The sequence below is a fragment of the Sutcliffiella cohnii genome, from assembly GCF_002250055.1.
In the GTDB taxonomy this organism is placed as follows: domain Bacteria; phylum Bacillota; class Bacilli; order Bacillales; family Bacillaceae_I; genus Sutcliffiella; species Sutcliffiella cohnii.
The window spans coordinates 4,159,057-4,181,770 of record NZ_CP018866.1 but is presented as its reverse complement, the minus strand read 5'-3'; the positions used below and the strand labels follow the sequence as shown (position 1 = coordinate 4,181,770).

At 37.3% G+C, this 22,714-nt stretch carries 22 protein-coding genes, 1 pseudogene and 1 riboswitch; of the genes and pseudogenes, 16 read left to right on the top strand and 7 right to left on the bottom strand.

Annotation, left to right across the window (positions count from 1 at the left end; all coding sequences use genetic code 11):
• Window positions 1-15 precede the first annotated feature (15 nt).
• From BC6307_RS20910 to BC6307_RS20870, 8 genes and pseudogenes are all read left to right on the top strand, one after another.
• Window positions 16-681, top strand: coding sequence for an FxLYD domain-containing protein (locus BC6307_RS20910; protein ID WP_066415069.1), 666 nt, complete (start codon window positions 16-18; stop codon window positions 679-681).
• Window positions 682-935: 254 nt separating this feature from the next.
• Complete coding sequence (locus BC6307_RS20905) at window positions 936-1,262, top strand: DUF3139 domain-containing protein (RefSeq protein WP_066415067.1); 327 nt, start codon at window positions 936-938, stop codon at window positions 1,260-1,262.
• A gap of 164 nt (window positions 1,263-1,426) precedes the next feature.
• Window positions 1,427-1,828 carry a hypothetical protein gene (locus tag BC6307_RS20900; protein ID WP_094366213.1) on the top strand — a complete coding sequence of 134 codons (402 nt, stop codon included), beginning with the start codon at window positions 1,427-1,429 and terminating at the stop codon, window positions 1,826-1,828.
• 69 nt (window positions 1,829-1,897) lie between these two features.
• On the top strand, window positions 1,898-2,368 hold the full coding sequence (locus tag BC6307_RS20890; RefSeq protein WP_066421928.1) for an antitoxin YezG family protein: 471 nt from the start codon (window positions 1,898-1,900) through the stop codon (window positions 2,366-2,368).
• 728 nt (window positions 2,369-3,096) lie between these two features.
• Entirely contained in the window at window positions 3,097-3,567 is a 471-nt protein-coding gene (locus tag BC6307_RS20885; RefSeq protein WP_066421925.1) for an SMI1/KNR4 family protein, read from the top strand.
• Window positions 3,568-3,616: 49 nt separating this feature from the next.
• Window positions 3,617-3,793: pseudogene (locus BC6307_RS25655) on the top strand (DUF4274 domain-containing protein); the annotation flags it as partial.
• Window positions 3,794-4,241: 448 nt separating this feature from the next.
• Entirely contained in the window at window positions 4,242-4,775 is a 534-nt protein-coding gene (locus BC6307_RS20875; RefSeq protein WP_066421922.1) for a DUF6932 family protein, read from the top strand.
• A 59-nt stretch (window positions 4,776-4,834) separates the two neighbouring features.
• Window positions 4,835-5,272, top strand: coding sequence for a helix-turn-helix domain-containing protein (locus tag BC6307_RS20870; RefSeq protein ID WP_066421919.1), 438 nt, complete (start codon window positions 4,835-4,837; stop codon window positions 5,270-5,272).
• Window positions 5,273-5,383: 111 nt separating this feature from the next.
• Here the strand turns inward: BC6307_RS20870 and BC6307_RS20865 are convergent, their stop codons facing one another.
• Both BC6307_RS20865 and BC6307_RS20860 read right to left on the bottom strand, forming a co-directional pair.
• Complete coding sequence (locus BC6307_RS20865; protein ID WP_066421917.1) at window positions 5,384-6,205, bottom strand: Cof-type HAD-IIB family hydrolase; 822 nt, start codon at window positions 6,203-6,205, stop codon at window positions 5,384-5,386.
• Between the two features lie 242 nt (window positions 6,206-6,447).
• Window positions 6,448-7,641: an IS4 family transposase gene (locus BC6307_RS20860; RefSeq protein ID WP_094366211.1), complete on the bottom strand. Its 1,194-nt coding sequence runs from the start codon at window positions 7,639-7,641 to the stop codon at window positions 6,448-6,450.
• Window positions 7,642-8,017: 376 nt separating this feature from the next.
• On the opposite strand from BC6307_RS20860, the gene BC6307_RS20855 reads away from it, so the two are divergent.
• From BC6307_RS20855 to pdxA, 4 genes are all read left to right on the top strand, one after another.
• Entirely contained in the window at window positions 8,018-9,751 is a 1,734-nt protein-coding gene (locus BC6307_RS20855; protein WP_066420882.1) for a sigma-54-dependent Fis family transcriptional regulator, read from the top strand.
• Window positions 9,752-9,992: 241 nt separating this feature from the next.
• A complete protein-coding gene (locus tag BC6307_RS20850; RefSeq protein ID WP_066420886.1) occupies window positions 9,993-10,970 on the top strand; it encodes a 2-keto-3-deoxygluconate permease in 978 nt (325 codons plus the stop codon).
• An 83-nt stretch (window positions 10,971-11,053) separates the two neighbouring features.
• On the top strand, window positions 11,054-12,346 hold the full coding sequence (locus BC6307_RS20845) for a four-carbon acid sugar kinase family protein (protein ID WP_066420887.1): 1,293 nt from the start codon (window positions 11,054-11,056) through the stop codon (window positions 12,344-12,346).
• A complete protein-coding gene (gene pdxA / locus BC6307_RS20840) occupies window positions 12,346-13,341 on the top strand; it encodes a 4-hydroxythreonine-4-phosphate dehydrogenase PdxA (protein WP_066420888.1) in 996 nt (331 codons plus the stop codon). The genes BC6307_RS20845 and pdxA overlap by 1 nt, the downstream gene beginning before the upstream one ends.
• A 205-nt stretch (window positions 13,342-13,546) precedes the next feature.
• Here pdxA and BC6307_RS20835 read toward each other — a convergent pair whose 3' ends face one another.
• The 3 genes from BC6307_RS20835 to BC6307_RS20825 form a co-directional block, all read right to left on the bottom strand.
• Complete coding sequence (locus BC6307_RS20835) at window positions 13,547-13,750, bottom strand: DUF3951 domain-containing protein (RefSeq protein WP_066420889.1); 204 nt, start codon at window positions 13,748-13,750, stop codon at window positions 13,547-13,549.
• Between the two features lie 133 nt (window positions 13,751-13,883).
• Window positions 13,884-16,229: an RNA polymerase recycling motor HelD gene (helD, locus tag BC6307_RS20830; RefSeq protein WP_066420897.1), complete on the bottom strand. Its 2,346-nt coding sequence runs from the start codon at window positions 16,227-16,229 to the stop codon at window positions 13,884-13,886.
• A 495-nt stretch (window positions 16,230-16,724) separates the two neighbouring features.
• A complete protein-coding gene (locus BC6307_RS20825) occupies window positions 16,725-17,129 on the bottom strand; it encodes a hypothetical protein (RefSeq protein WP_066420890.1) in 405 nt (134 codons plus the stop codon).
• Between the two features lie 262 nt (window positions 17,130-17,391).
• Here BC6307_RS20825 and lspA point away from each other — a divergent pair, with 262 nt between their 5' ends.
• From lspA to BC6307_RS20810, 3 genes are all read left to right on the top strand, one after another.
• Window positions 17,392-17,874: a signal peptidase II gene (lspA, locus tag BC6307_RS20820; protein ID WP_066420892.1), complete on the top strand. Its 483-nt coding sequence runs from the start codon at window positions 17,392-17,394 to the stop codon at window positions 17,872-17,874.
• Window positions 17,875-18,003: 129 nt separating this feature from the next.
• Window positions 18,004-18,104, top strand: a riboswitch (SAM riboswitch).
• A 115-nt stretch (window positions 18,105-18,219) separates the two neighbouring features.
• Window positions 18,220-18,408, top strand: a complete 189-nt coding sequence (locus tag BC6307_RS20815; protein ID WP_066420894.1) for a YezD family protein — start codon at window positions 18,220-18,222, stop codon at window positions 18,406-18,408.
• A 193-nt stretch (window positions 18,409-18,601) separates the two neighbouring features.
• Entirely contained in the window at window positions 18,602-20,002 is a 1,401-nt protein-coding gene (locus tag BC6307_RS20810) for an LLM class flavin-dependent oxidoreductase (RefSeq protein WP_066420896.1), read from the top strand.
• 27 nt (window positions 20,003-20,029) lie between these two features.
• On the opposite strand, the gene BC6307_RS20805 is transcribed toward BC6307_RS20810, so the two are convergent.
• A complete protein-coding gene (locus BC6307_RS20805; protein WP_094366209.1) occupies window positions 20,030-20,839 on the bottom strand; it encodes an IS3 family transposase in 810 nt (269 codons plus the stop codon).
• A gap of 17 nt (window positions 20,840-20,856) precedes the next feature.
• On the bottom strand, window positions 20,857-21,402 hold the full coding sequence (locus BC6307_RS20800; RefSeq protein ID WP_244905121.1) for a helix-turn-helix domain-containing protein: 546 nt from the start codon (window positions 21,400-21,402) through the stop codon (window positions 20,857-20,859).
• Between the two features lie 383 nt (window positions 21,403-21,785).
• Here BC6307_RS20800 and coaA point away from each other — a divergent pair, with 383 nt between their 5' ends.
• Window positions 21,786-22,709 (top strand): type I pantothenate kinase, encoded by a 924-nt coding sequence (coaA, locus tag BC6307_RS20795; protein ID WP_211290345.1) that lies wholly within the window; start codon window positions 21,786-21,788, stop codon window positions 22,707-22,709.
• The last annotated feature ends 5 nt before the right edge of the window (window positions 22,710-22,714 follow it).

The window sequence follows — 22,714 nt, the reverse complement described above, 5'->3', positions numbered from 1 at the left end:
TGTGGGTGATTATATATGAAAAAATTAATAATGATATTTTCAATAGTATTTATTTTGACTGGTTGTAACTCGGACCTGAAAGCATCTGTAGAGTCATTACAATCAGAGGTTACTCAATCCCAATCGGCATTAGATGAAAAAAGCAACGAAATTACAGAGTTAAAACAGCAAATTAAAGATTTAGAAAACCTTTTAGATGAAAAAGATGATCAAATTATAGAACTAGAAGAAAACTCAAGCGAAACATTAGAACAAGAGCTACTTGATACGAAACAACAATTAGTTGAGAAGGATAAAGAGATTAGAAGTTTACAGTCAGAAATAAAGGAACTATTACCGTACAAAGAAACTGTAACAGCTGCACAAGAGGAACAGAAAGAAGCAGCCGAAAATAGAGATAGTCCAATAGTAATTGAGATAACAGATTTTGGTGCCGGTGCTAGTAATGTTTTAATGCGGGTAGAGGGAGAATTAAAAAACATTAGTGATCTTACTTTGCGCTCTATAGAACTAAGAGCAACCTTTAAAGACGCAAATGGAAATATCATTGATTCATCCACCAGTTATGCCGGCTCAGGCGGTCTTCAACCAAATGCGCTAACAAAATTCTCCACCTCAGTAAGATACGACGCTCGTATCGAGAATGTACTAGTGGAATTAGTTAATTATAGAACTGAATGAGGAGCGGTGGGACAGAGGGACAGGTTCCTCGTCCACACATATTTTGGGAATTTACTAATGAATTTCTTAAACTTCTATATTTTGCATCTAGCTTTAGTGCTCTATGCTTTTAAACCTCGCAGCGGTGCTGCGAGGTTTTTTAGCCCGAGAGGGCGTTCCCGCCTAAGGTTTTGAGATAATTGCAGACCCTTGTAGGAATGGAAGCTTCTTTCGAGAATATATTAAAATGACTCTTTTTTAAAGGATTGATGTGGATGCTTCGACGATTCAGGTTTAAAGTGCTTCTCATTGTCATTATTATTTCTGTTGTTTTGCTTCCGTTTATTTTTGTAAGTAGCAAACTAAGCTCTCTTGAAAAAGAGGTGGTTGTCTATTTAATGGAACAAAGGGGTTATGGGGATGAAGAGATCGGTAAAACGGAAACAGCTTTTAGGAAACTACCAACCTATTCGGTGTGGGTAACGTTTGCTGATGAACCACAGTTTAAATACCAATATATTAAAAGTGGAGATAAGGTGATGCAGTTGTCTTATACGGTTACGAATATCGGGAGGAATGCAGGGATAGATGTGTTTGAGTAGGATGAGGGGGAGTTGAAGCATTTAGAGTGAACGGATTTATTTGGATTCACAAGGGAAAAATAGGAAGTTAGACCTGCTTTTCTAGTGTTTCATTAACAAATACTTCCTTTTTACCATTTATCTTCCTGTAGGAAAGTATTATTATCAACTACAGGAGGTGTTCCATGCAGAGAATCCAGATAAAACCTGATGTTGTCATGAATTCTAGCAAACTATTACCAACTTCCTCTGTAGCAAATATTCAAGATGATCTCACAAGGGTCCGGGCGAGATTGGACCATCGTATTCGAAGTAGACATAATATAGGCGGTAGGCTGAATAAAGTCATCCGAGAAATAGACGATATAGAAAGAAAAATGCGCAAGATAAAAAACTTCACACAACAATCGATGGAACGGTATACTCAAGTTGAAAGGGATTTAGCGAAATATGTATCTAGGATGGAAAGACTACAAAAACCAATTTCGGTTGCAAATAACAACTGGTGGGAACGGTTTTTATCGAATGTACAAAAGACGAAGGATAAGATAAGGGGAATTCCCAACGCCCAGAAAGTTTTAATATAAAGTATAAAATTGGTGATGACGAATGGGAAATTAGACGATTTGATAATGTACCGGGAGGGTGACAGTTTGATGAATGAAGAACAATTAGATAGCTTATATCAGCAGATTGCTGAGGTTGTTGTAGAAACTATTCCAGAAGAATGGTCTAAGGTATATTTATATGGTGAGGTTGTTCAAGGATCTCAGACTGCTTACTTTTATTATTATCCGGAACGAAGTGATAAAGTAATTTACAGTCATGAAATAACTGAACTATATACAGTTAGTGAACTTGAATACACAGAAAAATGGCATCGATTAGTGGAGCGTATTCAGGAATTGTGGAATACGTTTAATGATAATGGTCAAGAGACTTGGACAAATTTTACTATGGTTTTTGATAAGCAAGGAAAGTTTAACATAGATTTTAATTACGATGATCTTTCAAAAATTGACTCTCATGAAAGAAAAACGATTTGGAAGTATAAGCATCTTGGCATTATACCTAAAAGTAATTCAGGGAAAAAACATTTAGAAAAATATCTCTCTACACTGGAATAATGTCTAATTGTAGTTAAGGTGAGGAAATCAAGAGTGGGACGAGGGGACAGGAAATGTGCACACGTTTATTGGAAATTAGGAATAGCCCGAAAGGGCGTTCACTGTTGATCTCTCTCAAAGAAAACCATACGAAATCAAAAGCGCATAATAAAAACAAGCAATGTTCTTATTAGGCGCTTTTTTCTTCTCTTTCCATGGCTACAAAAGACATTCCAGCGGCATTTTGGTCTTCTTTATCCAATCGGGCCGGCTCTCTTTCAATAAATGAATCAACCCTAACAGTCCGCGAGATGTTGGCTTTTCTGATGTTGAAAAACAGTCCTTTAATCAAAGATCAATGGAAAAAATAAGTAATGATATAGGAGGATAGTATAATCAATTTTGAGCATATTCTTCTTATTATTGAATTTATGGGACCAGTTCAGTAATGTACGAGGGTATAGGAAAGTGTTCACGTAGGTACTGTAGTTATCGCTATTTAACCAACAAACAAACGATATAGTACATAGAAAGCCCATTCAAAATCAAAAAGACTCCAATAGGACAAGAACTATTGTTCTATTGAAGTCTTTCTATATAATTATGTGTTTTGCCTTACCTACGACCCGGTTGCTTTTTCTAAATAAAGATTAGACCATCCTAGTAAGGAATGAGCCGCTTGTTGTTAATATAAGTGAAGTACTGTAAGCTCGAGATTATGTTTTTTTATGTGAAAATGGAGGCTGAAAATGAGTTTAGCAACATATCAAAAAGCAAAGGAAATTATTCTGAATGAAGATGAAATTGCTGATTTTGTGGGTGGTCATACAGATGATTTGATAAGTTTAGCTGAAGAAAAGTTAGGACTAAAATTTACTGGTTTATATTTAGATTATTTAAAGACATTTGGAGCAGGTAATTTTGGAGCACAAGAGATTTACGGAATTATAAATGCGGATTTTGAAAATTCATCAGTTCCAGATGCTATTTGGTACACATTAACAGAACGAAAAGAAATTAATCTACCTAATAACCTTCTAGTTATATATGATACTGGGAGTGACGAACTATTTTGTTTAGACTATAACCAAAATGATGAAAATGGGGAACCAAAAGTAGTATCTTTTGTGCCTGGAGTTGACTTAGAAGGTCAAACATATGAAATAATTGCTAACGACTTTGGTGATTTTTTAGTAAGTTTAGTGAAGCGAGAAGTATAGGATGTATACCTGCAAAGCCGAAATATAGGAGGATGCTTAACTATGAGACTTTTTGAGTAAAGTTTATAATAAAATAACAAAATTAGAATTTAAAACACAGAATATCTCCTTTGACCCTGAATTATCAAAAATTCAAAAGTATAAGTTGAAAAAAAATAACCCTAACGTTCCGGATATTCTTATTAGTAAATCTCCAGGTGAAGTAATTGATTTACCTAAAATATAACCTGATTTCTTTTAAATCATGACTAGTTAAGTGCTTTTTAAGGTAAGTCATCTACACATCACCCCTTATAGAGGAGACCGGGGCAAAAATGGTAGCATATAAAGCGATGAGCATGATATTGCATTTTGGTATGTTGATCATATCGTTAATACCAGTGATTGTACAATAATCATAATTGCCATACATAGAAAAAAGAAATAATAACTTGACTAGCCGCTCTTCATGCGGCATGCTTCTGCGCTGGCGGAGTGTTGTTGCACTCGGTCTTTTAAGTATGTTCTTAACAAAAAAATAACATTTTATCGATTGTCAAAGTCCACACAGATACTAGAATAAGAAGGATTGAAAAAATAATTATTAATAGCTATAATAAAGTTAACGATATTGTTAACTTAACTTATATGTTAAGTTTTTTCTGTGTAATTACATTTTAAGGGGATGCAAAAGAGTGGAGTTTAATGATTTTGGTTTATTGCCACCAGGAGATTATAAACTTACTATTGAACAATTAAAAAATTCTTTATTGGTTATTGGTCCTCAAGATGGTACTATTTGGGACGCTGAATGGAGGGCTTTTTTAGTAGACCAGTTAGAACTAATGGTTAAGCAGCTTTGGAGTGTAGGTGTAAATGATATATTTATAGACGGTTCATTTGTAGAAAATAAAGCCCATCCTAATGATATTGACGGTTATTTTGAATGTGATGTTAAAGACCTTCAAACATTGGTACGGGAATTAAATATCCAAGAGCCAGATAAAATATGGACTTGGGATAGTAAATCACGAAAGCCCTATAAGGGATATACAAAAAAGCAACTCCCTATGTGGCATAAGTATCGTGTAGAACTATATCCCCATTACGGTTTTGGACCCGGGACAGGAATTCTTGATAAGTATGGAAATAACTTATTATTTCCATCTGCATTTAGACAAACAAGAGATACTTTTCAGCCCAAAGGAATAGTGAAAATTGTTAAGTAATATTAACTGTGTAAAAAATATAATAGAACGACTAAAGAAAATTTAAGTGAGGGGTTCATATGATTAAAACAGAAAGTGCTTATAGAGAAGCAGTAGAAAAGTTAAATCAGGATAAAGAATTTATAGAGCTCGAAAAAAAGAAATTCGTAGAAATGGGCCTAGATAAAGAACATATTGAGCTGGCTATACAACCTTATGTTTCTTTTCATGAACAGCTAAAAGAAGAAGTAGAGTATTACGAGAGGACAAAACGTGGAGAATTTGATACTGTAATAAATTTACGCACATTAGGTAGAACGCTAATAGCATATAGAATATATATTGGTATGTCTCAACAAGAACTAGCTGAAAAATTAGGTGTTTCTGCATCTCAAGTTTCTCGAGATGAAAGAAACGAATATTATGGAGCGACTATCGAACGTATTCAACAAATAATGGATGCATTGAATATGGTTTCTGTTACAAAAATAAACCCTTCGGATGTTGTATCGGCATAACGGAAATAAAGGATGAAAAGACTCGAATCGGAGTCTTTTCATTTGTTTATTTCTCTTAATAACAATTATTGCACGCACAAACTTCCTTCACCCATCCGTGCAGTTTTCCAATTAAACGTTAACGAAATTCTTCAACACAAACTCTTCCACTACTTTCGCTACACCGTCATTCATATTCGTGTCCGTTACATGGTCAGCGATTTTCTTTATATCGTCAGGAGCATTCCCCATTGCAACGCCAAGTCCAACGAATTCAATCATTTCTTGATCGTTATAGCTATCGCCCATCGCAATAACTTCTTCTCTTTTAATTCCTAAATGTTGGATTAATTGGTTTAAGCTTGTCCCTTTTGTTACTCCTTTTTCCGTGAATTCTAGGAAGAAAGGTTTGGAACGCATCACACTAAACTCATCCGCTAATTCGATCTGAAGCCTTTCGGTAATGCTCTTCATCTTGTCAGGGTCACCAACCATTAACACTTTCACCACTTCTTCTTGGACACCTTCTACAAAACTATTAACGAAATGAATCGGTAATCTAGTTAGATCAGATTCTATTCTAGTATAAGGGTTATCAGATTCAGCAATAATCTCATCCCCCACATACGTATGAATATCAACACCTTCACGCTGGCTTAAATCATACAGCTTTTTAATCGCTGGTAACGGAAGGGTGCTACTAAACATTTCCTCTTTCGTTTCATAATTAATAATTTTTCCGCCGTTAAAGGAGAGGATGAAGCTGCCATATTTATCTAGATCAAGTTCATCCGCAATTGGTAGCATGCCATACGTCGGTCGCCCAGAAGCCAACACAACTTTAACACCATTCTCCTGCGCCTTCATTAAAGCTTCCTTCGTACGAACCGAAATTGTATGATCATCCCGAAGCAACGTATCATCCAAATCTAACACAATCATTTTATATGTCATATCTATTATCTCCTTCTAAGTTGTAACATTCCTCTTATTCTACTATTGGTTGTTAGAACTGTCACGTTTTGTGGACATCGGGACACATACCGTGGACGGAGGGGCAGGTCCCACTAGCCTTGCGTGTTTGTTGGTAAATTGAATTTATGTAATTTTTTTTGAGTTGCTTTTATCCTGATAGAGAAAAAAGGGAAACGAGGTTGCATTCGACCTTGTTCCCTTTTTTTACAATTGTGAATTAGTTATCTTCGTTTTCTTTTTTTAATTCCCTTTTTATCCATAGCTACATTACCAAGTTCCGGTGTCAACTTTTGTCTTCCTTTGGACGTTCTTTTCTTTTTGATATTTAGAGCTTTTTCAAATGAGTTAACTGTTTTAAACAGATAGGTTTGTAGTAGTCTAAAGAATTCCCAAGGTGTCTTTTTAGAGTTAGTTTGGAGTTTAACGATTAAAGTTAACCCATATGCAATCAAGGCTAAAAACATTTGATTCCATATTCCTTGCGGCTTTGTACTCCATATTTTTGTAAATCTTAAGTGCTGTTTGATCCATTTAAAGAACAACTCTATCGTCCATCTTGCTCGATATAATTCCATTATTTGTTGATCTGTGAGGTCAAATCTATTCGTTAGAATTCTATACGTTCTTTGTTTTTCATCGATGAATTCTACGTACCGAACTGGTGGTTGAGAAACAGTATAGGATACTTTTGCGTCTTGAACCACGGATGAGTGGGTAGGTGTATATTCTTCCAAGATACCCAATCGCAGTGACTTGGATACCCGTGCTACAAACGATATCTCCTTCGCTTGCCAGGATTGCAGATTCTCTCTTGAAGGGTAGCCACGGTCCATTATATAGATATAGTCTGATTCTTCTATCATTACATCCGAACTTTCAAAATCACTTAACCTTCCGGAAGATGGTACAATCTTGTCTGCATATACAACATCGGGTGACGCAACCATTAGTCTTGTATGCATTTTAACGCCAGTTTTCTTCTTCGAAATCTTTGCCCAGTCACATAAATTATGAGGTAACTTTATTTCAGTAGAATCAATAATTCGTAACCTACCTAACCCATTTGGAAGTCCCTTTAACCCTTTAGTAAGTTGAGAGAGTTTCTCTACAACTTTTATACATAGTTTTTGTACTAGTTCAGTTGGCAGTTCGTTAATTTTACGGCTTAACTGTGATCTACTAATTTCCTCTATCCCAATTTCCATACGAAGCTCTGGATAAGCCCCAAGCTTTTCTTCCATATGGCTATAGGAACTCCAATGATCCAGTTGAGCAGCTACAAAAGTTTTAACCAATGATTTAGTTGAAAGTTTATAGTTACTATAATCCAATAATGGACAATCAAAATCCTCAGTAGGAAGAAGTGATAAACATTGACAAATAAGCATTTCACGTTCTATACTATCTTTATTCATTTTTAAAGCTCCTTTGTAGATGACTTGTTTGTTTAAGGGAACAAAACAAGGTCACACATTCTACAATAGGAGTTTTTTTATTAAATGTAAATCCATAATTATTGAAATTATGGATTTTTTTGAAAGTCATGCAACGCTAGTGGACAGGTCTCGTGTCCGCGCAAATAATGGAAATTAATTAAGGGGAAGTGTAGTCGCACTTCTCTTTTTTATATTCGCTAAATTTAGATGGGGATGGGAAGGATTCGAAGCATTAGAATGTGTAATTTCCAAAAAATGTGTGGACAGCGTGACGCATACAGTGGACGAGGGACCTGTCCCCGCGTCCCATTGTGGTATAATGGGTGTAACAAAATGCAACAGAGGAGCAATTTTTATGGGAATTAGGACGCTTTTTATCGCACCTTATCGTGGGTTGAAGGAATTGGCAACAGTTTTAGGGAAGCAGCAGTCGGATTTGGAGCTTTTAATAGAAGAAGCGGATTTGAGTGCTGCTATCCCTGTTCTGAATGCGTATAAGGATCAAGGGATACAGTTCATTATTAGTCGTGGTGGTACGGCGAAAATCATTAAGCAGTATACAGACATTCCGGTCGTCGAAGTTCATTTGTCTGGTTACGATATGTTACGAACGTTAACGCTTATTAAAGATTACAAAATGAAAGTGCATTTAATCGGTTTCCCGAATCTGTGCAACGGTATTTTGTCTGTCGCTAATTTACTTAACATTCATTTAGAATATACGATGATAGAACAGGAAGCGGAAGTGAAAAATGCCGTGAAGGAAGCGTATGAAAATGGTGCACAAGTAATTTTAGGTGACACCATTACTGTAAATACGGCGGAATCATTCGGTTTGCAAGGGATGATTATGACTTCTGGAAGGGAAGCTGTTCTAGAGGCTTTTCAACAAGTGAAGCACTTGCATTGGGCGGTAGAGCAAACAAAACGTAATCATTCGATTTATCAAGCTTTACTAAACGACATAAATGATGGCATTGCTATTTTCCTGGAAAGTGGAGAAATTACGTATGCCAATAGCGCTTTTTCACAAGCAGTTTATTCAGATAAAAGACCGGTAATTGGTACCTCTATTTTTCAATTACCTAAGGAGTTTGGTCTTGATGCTTTTGATTTTCATCCATCTCATAGAGACTTGGTCATACAAGGGGAGAGCTACCATTTAACAACGGACCAATTCGGACATTTAGGAATTACTTATTACTATATAAAGCTTTCGAAAGTAATAACGGATGAAAGTAGTGTGAAAGTGTCGAGCGACCAGGCTCCTAATACATCATTTGCTCAATTTGTCACTCATAGTGAACAGATGAAATTATTAATTGGCCAAGCAAAATCATTATCACAAACGAATGAGCCTATCATCATAAGTGGAGAAAAAGGAGTAGGAAAAACATTTCTAGCCTCTACTATCCACCGAGAAAGAGAGAAAGGCCCTCACTCTTTTTTACATGTAACGATAGTAGAAGAGTCCGATCATACGGTTTCTGAAATAAGCTCTTCTCTTCAACAGATTGAAAAAGGAACGGTATATATAAAAGGTTTAGAATTGCTTTCCGATCCCGTCCAAAAAAATGTATGGAATCTAATAGAGGTGAACAGGGGAATAAGGTTTATTTTTGGATTTGACCTCGACCGACACGCTCTGGAAACAAAACTATTAGATGACTTTCAAGACGTTAACTTCCTTAACATACCGCCGTTAAGGGAACGAACGGAAGATTTAGAAGAGCTAATAAGAATCTTTATTATGCAATACAATACTCGCTATGGAAAACAACTTGTTGGGATAAAGGAAGACTTTTTACAACAGTTCTTTTCGTATGATTGGCCAGGTAACGTTACGGAGTTAAAAGCAGTCGTGAAGAAAATGGTAAATGCATCGGAAGGAGACTTTATCGATTATCATTTACAAAGATTTCTCCCAGTAGGCACAGGAAAAGCAACTAGCATAGATTTCACCAAAACATTAGAAGAAATTGAAAAGGACATTATTCTTCAAGTGTTAAAAGAAGAAAACATGAACCAAACTGCAGCAGCTAAAAGATTAGGAATTAATCGAACAACATTATGGCGAAAGATTAAATAATGTTGCAATTTGCAACGTTATTTATTTTTTTGTTTTTTATTTGTAATTATGTATTGCTTTTTCAAACAATGAGTTTATAATCAGTAAATGTAAGCGTATTAAAAAATGAATATAAAACAAATTGTTGCATTATTAAACGCATTTTTATTTTTTTACCTAATATTTTATACGCTTTCATTTATTTACAATTTCACACGGACACAATTTGTCCTCAATTTAAATACTTTAAGGGGGTTTCACCATGAAGATCAAACAAACATTAGATAGAATTCCTGGTGGTATGATGGTTGTTCCATTACTATTAGCTGCAACAATCAATACATTTGCACCAGACTTACTACGTATCGGAAACTTTACAGAGGCATTATTTGTAAACGGTGCCAGCACGTTAATTGCTCTATTCTTACTATGTGCAGGTGCTCAAATTAACGTTCGAAACATCGGTGTTTCTGTTGGGAAAGGTGCAACATTATTATTTGTTAAATGGCTTGTTGGTGCCGCAATCGGTTTACTAGCATTCGCAATGGCAGGAAATGACGGACTTTTTTATGGATTAGTACCAATCGCTATTATTGCCGCAATGACGAACAGTAACGGCGGATTATATATGGCATTAGTTGGACAGTACGGTAAAGCAGATGACAAAGCAGCATATTCGGTTCTTGCATTAAACGACGGACCATTTTTAACAATGGTAGCATTATCTATTTTCGGAGCAATGGGATTCGTTGACGGAATGTTCTCGTTAACTTCTTTCATCTCGGTTTTACTTCCAATCGTAATTGGATTTGTTCTTGGTAACTTAGATGGTGAAATGAGAGATTTCTTAAGTAAAGGTAGTGACATGTTAATTCCTTTCTTCGCTTTCGCATTAGGCATGGGAATTAACTATCAAGCAATCATTAACGGTGGATTATCTGGAGTTATAATCGGTATTATGACAGTGCTCGTTACTGGTTCGGCAGCATATTTCGTATTCAAACTGTTCAACTGGAATCCAATCGTTGGTGCAGCAGAAGGGTCTACGGCAGGAAATGCGGTTGCTACACCGGCAGCAATTGCAGCAGCATCACCAGCTTTTGCCGCGAATGCAGAATTAGCAACAGTTCAAGTAGCAGCGAGTGTCGTAACAACAGCTATTCTTTTACCAATCTTCGTTGCTTTCCTTGTTAAACGTTTAGAAAAGCAAGGGAAAACATTGAAAACTGATTTTAAGTAAGATTACTAAAAAATACAAGAAAGTCCATTCATGCCTATGAATGGCTTTCTCTATTATTACGATTTACGTTAGGAGTGACATCTATGAAATTAGCCATCATTGCAGATGATTTAACAGGAGCAAATGACAGTGGCGTCCAACTAGCAAAATACGGCTTAAAAACTTCTGTTTTATTTGGTCAGGACGAAGAAGCTGTTCAACAATCAGAGGTAGTCATTTTTGATACAGATAGCCGTTCTATAAATAAAGAAGATGCGTATAAAAGAACGTTCGAAGTTTCGCAATTACTAAAAAGTCAAGGAATTACTAATATTTTCAAAAAAATCGATTCCACAATGAGAGGCAATATTGGGGCGGAAGTGGAAGCGATATATGATTCCGTTCAACCTGATTTTGTTTTTATTGCACCTGGGTATCCTAAAAACGGCAGGAAAGTAGTTAATGGATATCACTACTTAAATGATGTGCTTTTACACGAAACGGAAATCGCGAATGATCCAAAAACACCTGTAACTGAATCACATATACCTACGCTTTTACAAAACCAAACGAATAAGCAAATTGGTTTAATCGACAAAGAAATATTAACAAGTGGTTTAGAAGCTATTCAAAACGCTTTACGTCAATATGCAGAGCAACAGATTGCTTACATTGTTGTCGATTCAGAAAAGGAAGAAGACTTAGAACTTATTTTATCCTATACGAAGCAACTAACTTACAACATTACTTGGGTAGGATCGGCTGGAATTGCAAACTATTTACCTGCGTATTTTGATTTAGATAATAAAGAACAGGCTTTTTCGATTTCTAAACAAGAAAAACCGGTGTTAACTGTTGTCGGTAGCGTTAATATTAATTCTAGAAAACAGCTAAAAAGAGTACTTCAAAAAGACGGTGTTTTCAGTATTAAAGCTGATTCATATAAAGCGGTATCTGATGAAACAATAAGAACAGCTGAAATCGAAAGAGTTATAAAAGAAGCAAAAGAAGCAGCGCAAAAAGGATTCGACGTGATTGTTTACTCTTCTGGAGAGCAAGAAGATGTTAATCAAGCTCGTGAAGTTGGGAGTAGGAACGGTTTTGATTTTACCGAAACGAGTAATGAAATTGTAAAAATGCTCGGTGAGATGGTAGCTCAATTAATGGAAGAAAATCTTTTCTGCGGTATCGTGATGACAGGTGGAGATACGGCAAAGCAAGTGTGTGAACTATGGGGCGTTAAAGGTTTTTACCTTTATGATGAATTAGAAATTGGCGTACCTATCTCTAAATTTATTGGCCATGATAATATGTATGTTATTACAAAAGCTGGTGGATTCGGAAAAGAGACAGTGTTTGTTCATGCGATTGATAAGTTAAAAGGAGTGTTAAACTAATGAAACCAGTAATCGGAATCACTATGGGGGACGCAGCAGGTATCGGTCCGGAAATAATCGTGAAGTCATTAACAGATAAAGATATTTATGATAGATGTCAGCCAATCGTCATCGGTGACGCTAAAATGTTAGAAAGAGTAAAGCCGATTGTACAAGCTGATGTTGAAATTAACGTTATTACTGAAGTTTCTCAAGCGAAAAATGAAGTTGGCGTCATTGATTGTATCGACTTAAATCTATTGCCAAGTGACTTGCCGTTCGGAGAAGTTTCTGGTGAAGCAGGAAATGCAGCGTATCAATATGTGGCAAAAGCGGTGGAACTCGCAAAAGAGAAGAAAATTAACGCGATTTGTACAGCTCCACTAAATAAAGAAGCAATGCATAAGGGTGGACATTTGTATCCGGGTCATACAGAAATTTTAGCAACGTTAACGGAAACGGAAGATTTCTCGATGATGTTAACGGCTCCTAACTTGAAAGTGATTCATTTAACGACTCATGTTGGTTTAATTAAAGCGATTGAGATGATTAATCCAGAGAGAACGTATCGAGTAATTAAGCTTGCGCACGACACGCTAACACGTGCAGGTATTGAAAATCCAAGTGTTGCTGTTTGTGGTATTAACCCACACGCAGGTGAAAATGGGTTATTCGGAAATGGGGAAGAAGAAGAAAAACTAATTCCTGGTATCGAAAGAGCGAAAAGTGAAGGGATAGACGCTTCTGGTCCGCACCCAGCAGACACATTATTTTTCCGTGCAGCAAGAGGAGACTTTGATATCGTCGTAGCTTGCTACCATGACCAAGGCCATGCACCGATTAAAGTAATGGGAATCGAAGACGGCGTTAACATCACAGTCGGTCTCAAAGGTGGAATCGTTCGCACATCCGTTGACCACGGAACGGCATTCGACATCGCCGGCAAAAACATCGCCGACTCCCGAAGCATGAAAGCAGCCATCAACTCCGCCATCGAACTAGCACCAAGAGACTAACAGCAGAGCGGACGAAGCGTGAACAGCGGGACAGATACCTTGGACATAGGGACTATACTAGGTCCCTCGTCCACACAGAAATTGCAAGTTAAGTGATGGTGTATTTAGATATTGAGGTATACCCTTGTAGTAGAAGTTACAAAGTTATTTTTTGATATCCTACATCCGAATTGATGACCGCGCAAGCCAAACAGACCAAAACATCTCATTTACTATCTTTTCTTTCCTCATATTCAACCCGATGTTTCGTATCTTGAATAGGTTCATCTCGCTTTACATCACTCTTGTTTCCCATCGTTATATCATCAAATGGGGTAAATCGGTTAGATGGTGCTGATTTTCTTTTAAACATTTTATAACAAACAAATCCGATAACTGATACAATCACTAAAGTATAAACGTAGCCCATTTAACGAAAACCTCCTTTTAATAGATATATTCTATTAATGGACGAGAATTCCTTTAATCCGGATGGATGTAACGTAAAATCCATCATCCTCACCACAAAAAAGAGCTTCATTTCGAAGCCCTCTCTCAAAAATCTATTCAATTTCCAAAAAATGTGTGGACGAGGGACCTGTCCCTGTGTCCACGAGTGGGGTTAGTTTACCTACGCTGTATAGTTGTAGGTGGTGCATTGCTCTTGTGCAGGCGGTGTAGAATGTTCTTAGGAGGCTCTCGTCTCTGTAAACTTCCGCAGATGCGTTATAAATGATGACCGCATCGAACTCAATACCTTTTGCTAAATAGGAAGGGATGACGACAATTCCTTGTTCGTATTCTATTGAGTTATTTCTCAAAAGCTTAAGATCCTCAATGTCAGACAGTGCTTCGTATGCGCGCTTACTTTCCTCGGCTGATTTGCATATGATTGCAATGCTATGGTAGCCGAGTTCTCTAAAATCAGAGACCTTGGAAGTGATTGCCCGGTGTAGTTCGTTATGATCCGCCACTTGTGTCAACACCGGACGCTCTCCGTCACGTTCGAAAGGGATAATCTTTTCGCCGTTCGGAATGAGACTCCGAGTAAATTCGATAATCGGTTTCGTTGAGCGGTAGCTGCGGGTCATGTTAATTACTTCCGTCTTTTCCTCTCCGTACAAATTCATGAGAATACGAAAATCATTCATTTCACTTGCGTGTGCAAATATTGCTTGGTTAAAATCACCAAGGACTGTCATTCTAGCCATCGGGAATAAACGTTTTAGAAACTCAAATTGAAACGGCGAGTAATCTTGCGCCTCGTCTACAACTACGTGCTTTATTGCATTATTCATTTGAAAGCCTAAAATTAGCTCTTTTAAAAGTAAAAACGGGGTGGCATCTTCGTAAAACAGTTTTTCTTCGCCAAGCATTTTCACCGTCGCTTCACACATCTCCGTCCACTTTGCTGGTGTTTCCCCAATTAACTGAGCGAGCTTCAAGGGATCTGCAAAAAGCTGCTCGTAAATAGCATTTATGTCAACAAACTGAAACGCTCGGATTCGTTTTCGCACTGCCTTCAATTTTTGATGGACAATTAATTGGGCAAGCACGACTGGCTCCACCTCGTAATCAGCGATATCTTCTTTCTTGTAGCCTCGTTTTTTTGCTAAAAAATTCCGTGCTTTATGATACTCCTCATTACTAAGTAGCTCTATTTCCTCCTGGACCCACGGTTTTCTCCGTTCCATCCTTTCGACCTCTTTTAATTGAACCAAAAGCCATTCCTTTAACTTTTCCAACCTATTAAAGAATTTGAGAGAAGTGTCAGTGGAATAAAACCTTTCTTGTATTTGTTCAGCAGTTACAATTGGCTTCCCTCTAAAGATAATACTCTTGAATTGCATCCCGGCTTCTTCAAGCGACTTTCTGTAGGACTGGATAGCCTCAAAAAATTGAGTGGACGCTTTGTATCGAATGCTGGCAACCCTTGTGCGATAAGTAGGGGTATCATCAGCTGTTAATATATATTCCAATTGGTCGTACGGATTTTCTACATGAAACTCGTCGCTTAGTCGATGGTCTAAATATTCCTGAAAAGTGACCTGCTGCATATTTTCTTCGCCAAGTTCCGGTAGTACGTTAGATACGTAACTATTAAACATCGTATTTGGAGAAAATAAAATAATTTGGTCGGCATTGAGATTTTCTCGATATTTGTAAAGTATATACGCAATTCGTTGAAGGGCAGCTGAAGTTTTTCCACTACCTGCAGCACCGTGAACGATGAGAAGTCTTCCGCGATCATGACGGATAATGCGGTTTTGCTCCTGTTGAATCGTCGCTACGATACTGTGCATATGTTTGTCAGTACCTTTTCCGAGCACTTGCTGGAGGATTTCGTCTCCAATCGTAAGACTCGTATCAAACATCGATTGAAGGGTGCCGTTTTTGATTAAGTATTGCCACTTTTTCTCTAAAACGCCTTCAATCTCGCCACCAGGTGTAACGTACTGAGCGGGACCGGGTTGGCAATCATAATACACACTCGCGATCGGCGCTCTCCAGTCGTAAACGAGAAAATTATCGCCAGTTTCATCTGTAAGGGTGGAAATACCTATATATACTTGCTCTGAAGCGGGCGAGTCGTCTTCTTTAAAATCAATCCTTCCGAAGTAAGGAGATTTCTGCATACGACGTAAAGTGTTGAGCCGCTTCGATGCATGCCGATGAGTGCTTTGACTAACAGCGAGCGCTTGAGCCTCTTGGCGCAAACCGATAATTGTCTCCAAGTAATCATCGAACGAATCCGTATTCACTTTCACCTCATCCCAAAAATGTTTACGAATATGAATCACTTCGTCCCGATGCTGAGAAGTCCTTTCCTCCAACCGACCAACTTGCTCTCTTATCATTTCTATCACACGTCTCAATCGATCTTGCTCCAGTTGAAACTCTGAATTCATCATACACATACACTCCTTCAATAAACGTGGACGGAGGGACAGGTTCCTCGTCCACACAGATATTGGAAATTTCGGACGAGGAAACAAGTCTTTCGTCCATGAAAATAAAATTTTTAAGTATTATTGCTTACTGTAATTAACGAACCTCATATGGTGAATTGCGCGATTTAGTAAAGCTTCTCCTTAATATTATCTGTAAATGTTTGTATTCATTCCTACTCTACAAAAACTGAAAATTCATCTTACACACTCACTCCTTAAAAAAGTTTTAAAAAAGAGTTGACTAAAGAATAAATTACATTGTATAATTATAGTAGGGTAATTATGCTTAGGTGAATAACCTTGAGTCTATCTATACTAATTTAACATAAATAAACCGTCCGTTCAATGGATTAGAAATAAAAAAAGCAGTATTTAACGTTTTAAATGTTAAATACTGCTTTTTTGTGAGTGGAGAAAACTTTTCTACTTTTTCTCTAAATAGGAACGCTACTTTTAGCAGCTTGAAGATTTAACTTTTTTCCATTTCACGAAATTTATTAGTTGGATAATCCATATTAAAAGAACAATAACGACAAAAAGGTAACTTACGATTAGCCCCCACAATGGAACTGTATATGTCCCATAAACTAAATGATCCAAAACGATACTTCCAATTATAATAAAACCACAATAGGTGAACGAGTTTTTTAGTAGTTTAGCAGAACTTTTCCATGAATCCTTTAGAAATGTGGCCACTACTTGGATTCCTCCGCAAATAGAAACGATGGCAAACGCCAATTTAAAGAGAAAACGTTCTTCTCCGTTAACGAGGATAAAGAAGCCTAAGCCAAATAATATTAGTCCAGCTATAAAATATATGTACTTCTTAAATCCTTCACTTTCTAAAAAACCTTTCATGATTGCCTCCTAATTGTGGGCAGTGGATAGGTTTACTATCCGTGTATTTAAGCGCCCATAATAATAATACACCCTATATTTTAACAAAGTTGATGGTCAGGATGAGAGGAGGAAATAGTGAATTTTCCAAAAAAAGTGTGGACGAGGGACCTGTCCCTGTGTCCACCTCCCTGTGTCCACCTTGAAGCATCATCTTTGTATTGAAAGCGAGTTTTTCATTATACTGACAGGTAGAGTGCTAATTTCGGAAAGTAGGGTAAAAATGCTATTTTACATAACAGCGATCCTCGTTATTTTGCTTGACCAGCTTTCTAAAAATTTTGTTCGGGCCTACGTAGAACTCCATGAAAGATTTACTATCTGGGGAATACAGTTTACGCATATCGAAAATAGTGGGATGGCAGGAGGGTTGTTTCCGGGTAATGCGCGGCTTTTTGGAGTTGTAGCAGTGTTGTTTGTCATATTTGTTTTATACCTTCGTAAAACGGAAGACATGAAGGGACTGCTTATTGATTTGAGTTTTGGATTTCTCGTCGGTGGGGCAATCGGAAATGCGATTGATCGATTTTTGTTTGGAACGGTAACAGACTTTATTGTTCGTTCTGGCGGGGTTCTGAATATAGCCGACCATGCGATTGAGCTGGGGGTGATTCTGCTTATTATACATTTTGTTGTTAGTTGGTTGAGGCAGAAGGGGAAAGCATCCTCATCTCCAAGCACTCAAAAAGAAAGTGTTGACAAATAATAGAACTTCATGTAAATTAATTTTATTCAGAATATTCAACTATTCCAATACGGATTCCTTCGGATATTCACGAATACAAATTGCACCAACGAATATAATTAATTAATAACAATTAAATAACTATTTTTATTCTTATCCAGAGAGGTGGAGGGACTGGCCCGACGATACCTCGGCAACAGACAGATTGTACTGTGCCAATTCCAGCAAGCTATATGCTTGAAAGATAAGAAGAGAGTATTGAACTATTTACATTTGCCCTCTTCTTTTTTTAGAAGAGGGTTTTTATTTTAGCCAAAATGAACCGAGAACTCATTAGCAACCTATTAATAAACAAGGGGAGATTATATGGCAAAACTTGAAGAGTCAAAAGTGAAACATATTTTATCAACTTTGGAGAGCTTGGAATTTGGAACGATTGAAGTTACCGTCCATAATGGGCAAATTACTCAAATCGATACGACGGAAAAGAAGCGTTTTTCATTGCAACAAACGACACCTAGTAAAAGTGAGAGAACCTATAAAAATAGTAAATAGTTTGCCGATTAGACGACTAAAGGCATCTTTATTTTCAAAGCGTTTTAAAAATAACGTTTTGGATAAAGATGTCTTTTTTTATGAAATTTTTGAATAGAGGAAAGGAGGCGGACAGCGAAAAGAAAGGATGATTAAGGTAGTTTTAGTCAGGTAGATTTAAAAGCAAAAATACTCGAAAAGGGAGCGAATTATTATGACAAAGAAAAGAATTTATTTAAACGCATTTGATATGAACTGTGTAGGGCATCAGTCACCAGGTTTATGGACTCATCCGGAAGATCAATCTCACCGTTATAAGGACAGCGAATATTGGATTGAACTTGCGAAAATTTTAGAAAAGGGTCGGTTTGATGCTATTTTTCTAGCAGATGTATTAGGTACGTATGATGTGTATCAAGGTTCTAGAGATGCTGCTATCCGTCAAGGTACACAAACTCCTGTTAACGACCCATCTCTTGTTGTCCCGTTAATGTCAGCGGTAACGAAGCATTTAGGGTTCGGGGTTACTGCGTCGGTAACCCATGAGCATCCTTACACATTTGCTCGTAGAATGTCGACGCTAGATCATATTACAAAAGGTCGAGTTGGTTGGAATATTGTAACGTCTTATTTAAAAAGTGCGGCTGTTAATATCGGATTAGAGGATCAAATTAATCATGATGAGCGATACGATATCGCTGAGGAATATTTACAAGTTTGCTATAAATTATGGGAAGCTAGCTGGGAGGACGACGCAGTTTTACGAGATAAGGTGAATCGGATTTTTGCTGACCCAAGTAAGGTTCACGATATTAACCATGAAGGAAAGTATTATAAAGTTCCTGGTGCACACTTATGTGAACCGTCGCCACAAAGAACACCGGTGCTTTACCAAGCAGGGACTTCGACTAAGGGAAGAGCTTTCGCTGGGAAACATGCCGAGTTAGTCTTTATTGGTTCACCGACAAAGAACGCAGCTAAACAGTCTGTAAAGAAACTACGTGAAGAGGCAATTCGCTCCGGCAGAGCACCTGAGGAAATAAAAATACTTGCTTGTATTACTCCAATTGTTGGCCGAACGGAGGAAGAGGCTTTTGAAAAATTAAGAGAGTACAAAAATCATATAAGCGATGAAGGTGCACTGGCGCTTCTTGGTGGCTGGACCGGAATTGATTTTTCAGAGTATGGTCCCAATGAGAATCTTAAATATGTAAAAAATGATGCCATACAATCTACGGTGGAAAACTTTACGAAAATAGATTCAGATATTAATTGGACGATAGATGAAATTAAAAAATACACCGGAATTGGAGGGTTAGGACCAGTTACAGTTGGAAGTCCAAAACAGGTAGCAGATGACTTGGAGCACTGGGTGGAAGAAACCGGAGTAGATGGGTTTAACATCGCCTACGCGATTACTCCAGGCACCTTCGTGGACTTCGTAGAGCTAGTTGTCCCAATCCTACAAGAAAGAGGAGTAGTCCGAAAAGAATACGAAGGCGACACATTAAGAGAAAACCTATTCGGCAAAGGCGATCAACTACCACCACACCACCCTGGAAAACAAGTGGGTGGACAGAGGGACACATACCATGGACGGAGGGACAGGTCCTGATGCGACCCCCAAAAGTTAGAGTTTTTATTATGCAGCTAATTGGCTGGTATGGATGCGGAATTGAACCGGACTCATGCCATCCAATTTTTGCTTAATGCGTTTATTGTTATAGTAATCTATATATATATCAATCTTCTCTTTTAATTCTTCAAACGAACACAACGGCTCTCCGTGATACATTTCTTGTTTTAGTATGCCAAAGAAGTTCTCCATTGGAGAATTATCCAAACAATTCCCTTTTCGAGACATACTTTGAAATATCTTATTTTCTTTTAGTGTTTTAACCCACTTTTTGTGTTGATATTGACATCCTTGATCAGAGTGAATAGTAGTTCGATACTTTGAATCTTTTACTATGTTTATTGCCTTCAAAAGAGGCTTCAACGTAAGGTCTAATGTTGGACTAGCTCCTATCTCGTAGGAGAGAATTTCCCCATTAAATAAGTCCATGATAGGGCTAAGATAAAGTTTAACACCATTCGTACATTTAAATTCCGTAATATCAGTAGCCAATTTTTGATGGCATACACTTGTTTTAAATCGTCGATTTAAACGATTTTTAGCTACCTTTCCAACATTCCCCTTGTAGGAGTTGTACTTTCTAGTCTTTCTACTAAACTTTATACACTTAATCCCTAACTTGTTCATGATACGCTGTACAGCCTTATGATTAACCTTATATCCTTTGTTACGTAATTCTAATCGAACACGACGGTACCCAAAATTACCCCCATGCTCATTGAATATGGATAGAATCAAATCCTCTAGTTCCTGCTTTGGATTTTCCTTTTCCATTGCTTTTATATGATAATGGTAAGTGGATTCTGGAATACCCACTCTTACTAAAACATCTTTTAATTAGGTTTCTTTGAGTTCGAATGATAACGCTGCTTGTGCTTTTCGAGATAGCCTTCCGGATCCATCTGAAAAGCTCTTAACTTTTTTAGATATTCTACCTCTAAACGTAGTAGTTCGTTCTCTCTTTCTAACCTTTGTTCATTCGTCATTTCTTCTTGTTTTTTCTTATTTTTAGACATGGGAGGCCGTCCTTTTAGTTTATTCAGGCCTTCCAATCCACCTCCAACAGTGACAGCTCTCATCCACCTAGATACGGTAGTTGAATTAGTAATACCAAAGTGAAGGGCGGTTTCCATAGCTGAAGAACCTGTTCTCTTCATAAAGCTTAATACATCTAGCTTGAATTGAACAGTATATGTTTCTGTATTCTTTCTATTTACTAAACCTTTTTCACCAAATTTTTCATAGGACTTAATCCACCTATGGATCAATGATTTTGATTTAATGCCATACTTATTTGCCAGAGGTCGGATTCCGAGTTTACCTTCTTGATACTCCTTAACAACCATTTTCTTTAAATTTTCACTATATTTCCTTGTCAACCGACTCACACCAAAGGTTAGATTTTGACTCTAACTTTTGGGGTTCACCACATCCCACGTCCACACAAATATTGGAAAAAAACCATGTACTGTACTCGATTATGCCGACGAACATCATCAAATATATATGCTAAAAAGACCTTGTAGCGCGGCTGCGGGGTCTTTTTTTTGCACATAAGTAAACAGTAGCGAGATAAATGCCTATGTTCCGCGATTCCGACGCGCTAGCTGACCGGAGATAATATCATAAAAGCGACTACACGATAACCTAGATAGAGCTTTAAAACTCCTAAAATGTGAGCGCTTTAAAAATTGTTTTCTAAAACTAGCAGCAATTTGTTAAAATGAACAATGAACGTAAATCCAAATTAGAGGTAATTGCTATGAAACCTTTTACAAACTATATCCAATTTAATAGAGACAAATGGGCTGAACTACGTAATAAAACACCATTGCTGCTATCAGAGGAAGAATTAGAGAGTATACGAGGGATAAATGAAGAAATCTCCCTTCAAGAAGTGGAAGAAATTTATTTACCGTTGACACGTTTAATTAATTTAAAAGTAAAAGCGTCTCAGCAATTGCAAGGAGCAACTAATTCATTTTTAGACTATAAAGCGAAAAAAATTCCTTTTATTATTGGAATCGCAGGCAGTGTTGCGGTTGGAAAAAGTACCGGGGCGAGGGTAATTCAAACTCTACTATCACGTTGGGACAATCATAAAGAAGTCGGTTTAGTGACAACGGATGGTTTTTTGTATCCGAATGCTACGTTAGAAAGCAAAGGATGGATGAGTCGTAAAGGGTTTCCCGAAAGCTATGATACTCAAAGATTAATAAAATTTTTGATGGATGTGAAATCTGGTAAACCGAGAGTCGAGGCGCCGTTATACTCACATCTAACGTATGACGTACTGTCTGATAAAGTAGAGATTATTAATAATCCAGATATATTAATTGTAGAAGGAATCAACGTTTTGCAAGTTAGTAAATCACATTCTGTTTTTGTTAGTGATTTTTTTGATTTCTCCATTTATATAGATGCGGATGTACGGAATATAAAAAAATGGTACATTGAAAGATTTTTAACGTTACAAAAAACAGCTTTTCAGGATCCGATGTCGTACTTTCACCGATATATTTCATTATCGGAAGAAGAGGCCGTTCAAACAGCAACGAGCATTTGGGAAAGCATTAATGCGAAAAACTTACGAGAAAACATTTTGCCAACACGACAACGAGCGGACATCGTATTTAAAAAAGGTCCGGACCATCTAATGGAGAAAGTGTATTTGAAAAAGTTCTAAATTAC

Coding starts and splice junctions, on each gene's coding strand:
- BC6307_RS20870 (WP_066421919.1), top strand. CDS start 4,835: ATGATTAAAACAGAAAGTGCTTATAGAGAAGCAGTAGAAAAGTTAAAT.
- helD (WP_066420897.1), bottom strand. CDS start 16,229: ATGAATTCAGAGTTTCAACTGGAGCAAGATCGATTGAGACGTGTGATA.
- BC6307_RS20865 (WP_066421917.1), bottom strand. CDS start 6,205: ATGACATATAAAATGATTGTGTTAGATTTGGATGATACGTTGCTTCGG.
- BC6307_RS20835 (WP_066420889.1), bottom strand. CDS start 13,750: ATGGGCTACGTTTATACTTTAGTGATTGTATCAGTTATCGGATTTGTT.
- BC6307_RS20910 (WP_066415069.1), top strand. CDS start 16: ATGAAAAAATTAATAATGATATTTTCAATAGTATTTATTTTGACTGGT.
- BC6307_RS20905 (WP_066415067.1), top strand. CDS start 936: ATGCTTCGACGATTCAGGTTTAAAGTGCTTCTCATTGTCATTATTATT.
- BC6307_RS20825 (WP_066420890.1), bottom strand. CDS start 17,129: ATGAAAGGTTTTTTAGAAAGTGAAGGATTTAAGAAGTACATATATTTT.
- BC6307_RS20890 (WP_066421928.1), top strand. CDS start 1,898: ATGAATGAAGAACAATTAGATAGCTTATATCAGCAGATTGCTGAGGTT.
- pdxA (WP_066420888.1), top strand. CDS start 12,346: ATGAAACCAGTAATCGGAATCACTATGGGGGACGCAGCAGGTATCGGT.
- BC6307_RS20815 (WP_066420894.1), top strand. CDS start 18,220: ATGGCAAAACTTGAAGAGTCAAAAGTGAAACATATTTTATCAACTTTG.
- BC6307_RS20855 (WP_066420882.1), top strand. CDS start 8,018: ATGGGAATTAGGACGCTTTTTATCGCACCTTATCGTGGGTTGAAGGAA.
- BC6307_RS20885 (WP_066421925.1), top strand. CDS start 3,097: ATGAGTTTAGCAACATATCAAAAAGCAAAGGAAATTATTCTGAATGAA.
- lspA (WP_066420892.1), top strand. CDS start 17,392: ATGCTATTTTACATAACAGCGATCCTCGTTATTTTGCTTGACCAGCTT.
- BC6307_RS20845 (WP_066420887.1), top strand. CDS start 11,054: ATGAAATTAGCCATCATTGCAGATGATTTAACAGGAGCAAATGACAGT.
- BC6307_RS20900 (WP_094366213.1), top strand. CDS start 1,427: ATGCAGAGAATCCAGATAAAACCTGATGTTGTCATGAATTCTAGCAAA.
- BC6307_RS20860 (WP_094366211.1), bottom strand. CDS start 7,641: ATGAATAAAGATAGTATAGAACGTGAAATGCTTATTTGTCAATGTTTA.
- coaA (WP_211290345.1), top strand. CDS start 21,786: ATGAAACCTTTTACAAACTATATCCAATTTAATAGAGACAAATGGGCT.
- BC6307_RS20850 (WP_066420886.1), top strand. CDS start 9,993: ATGAAGATCAAACAAACATTAGATAGAATTCCTGGTGGTATGATGGTT.
- BC6307_RS20810 (WP_066420896.1), top strand. CDS start 18,602: ATGACAAAGAAAAGAATTTATTTAAACGCATTTGATATGAACTGTGTA.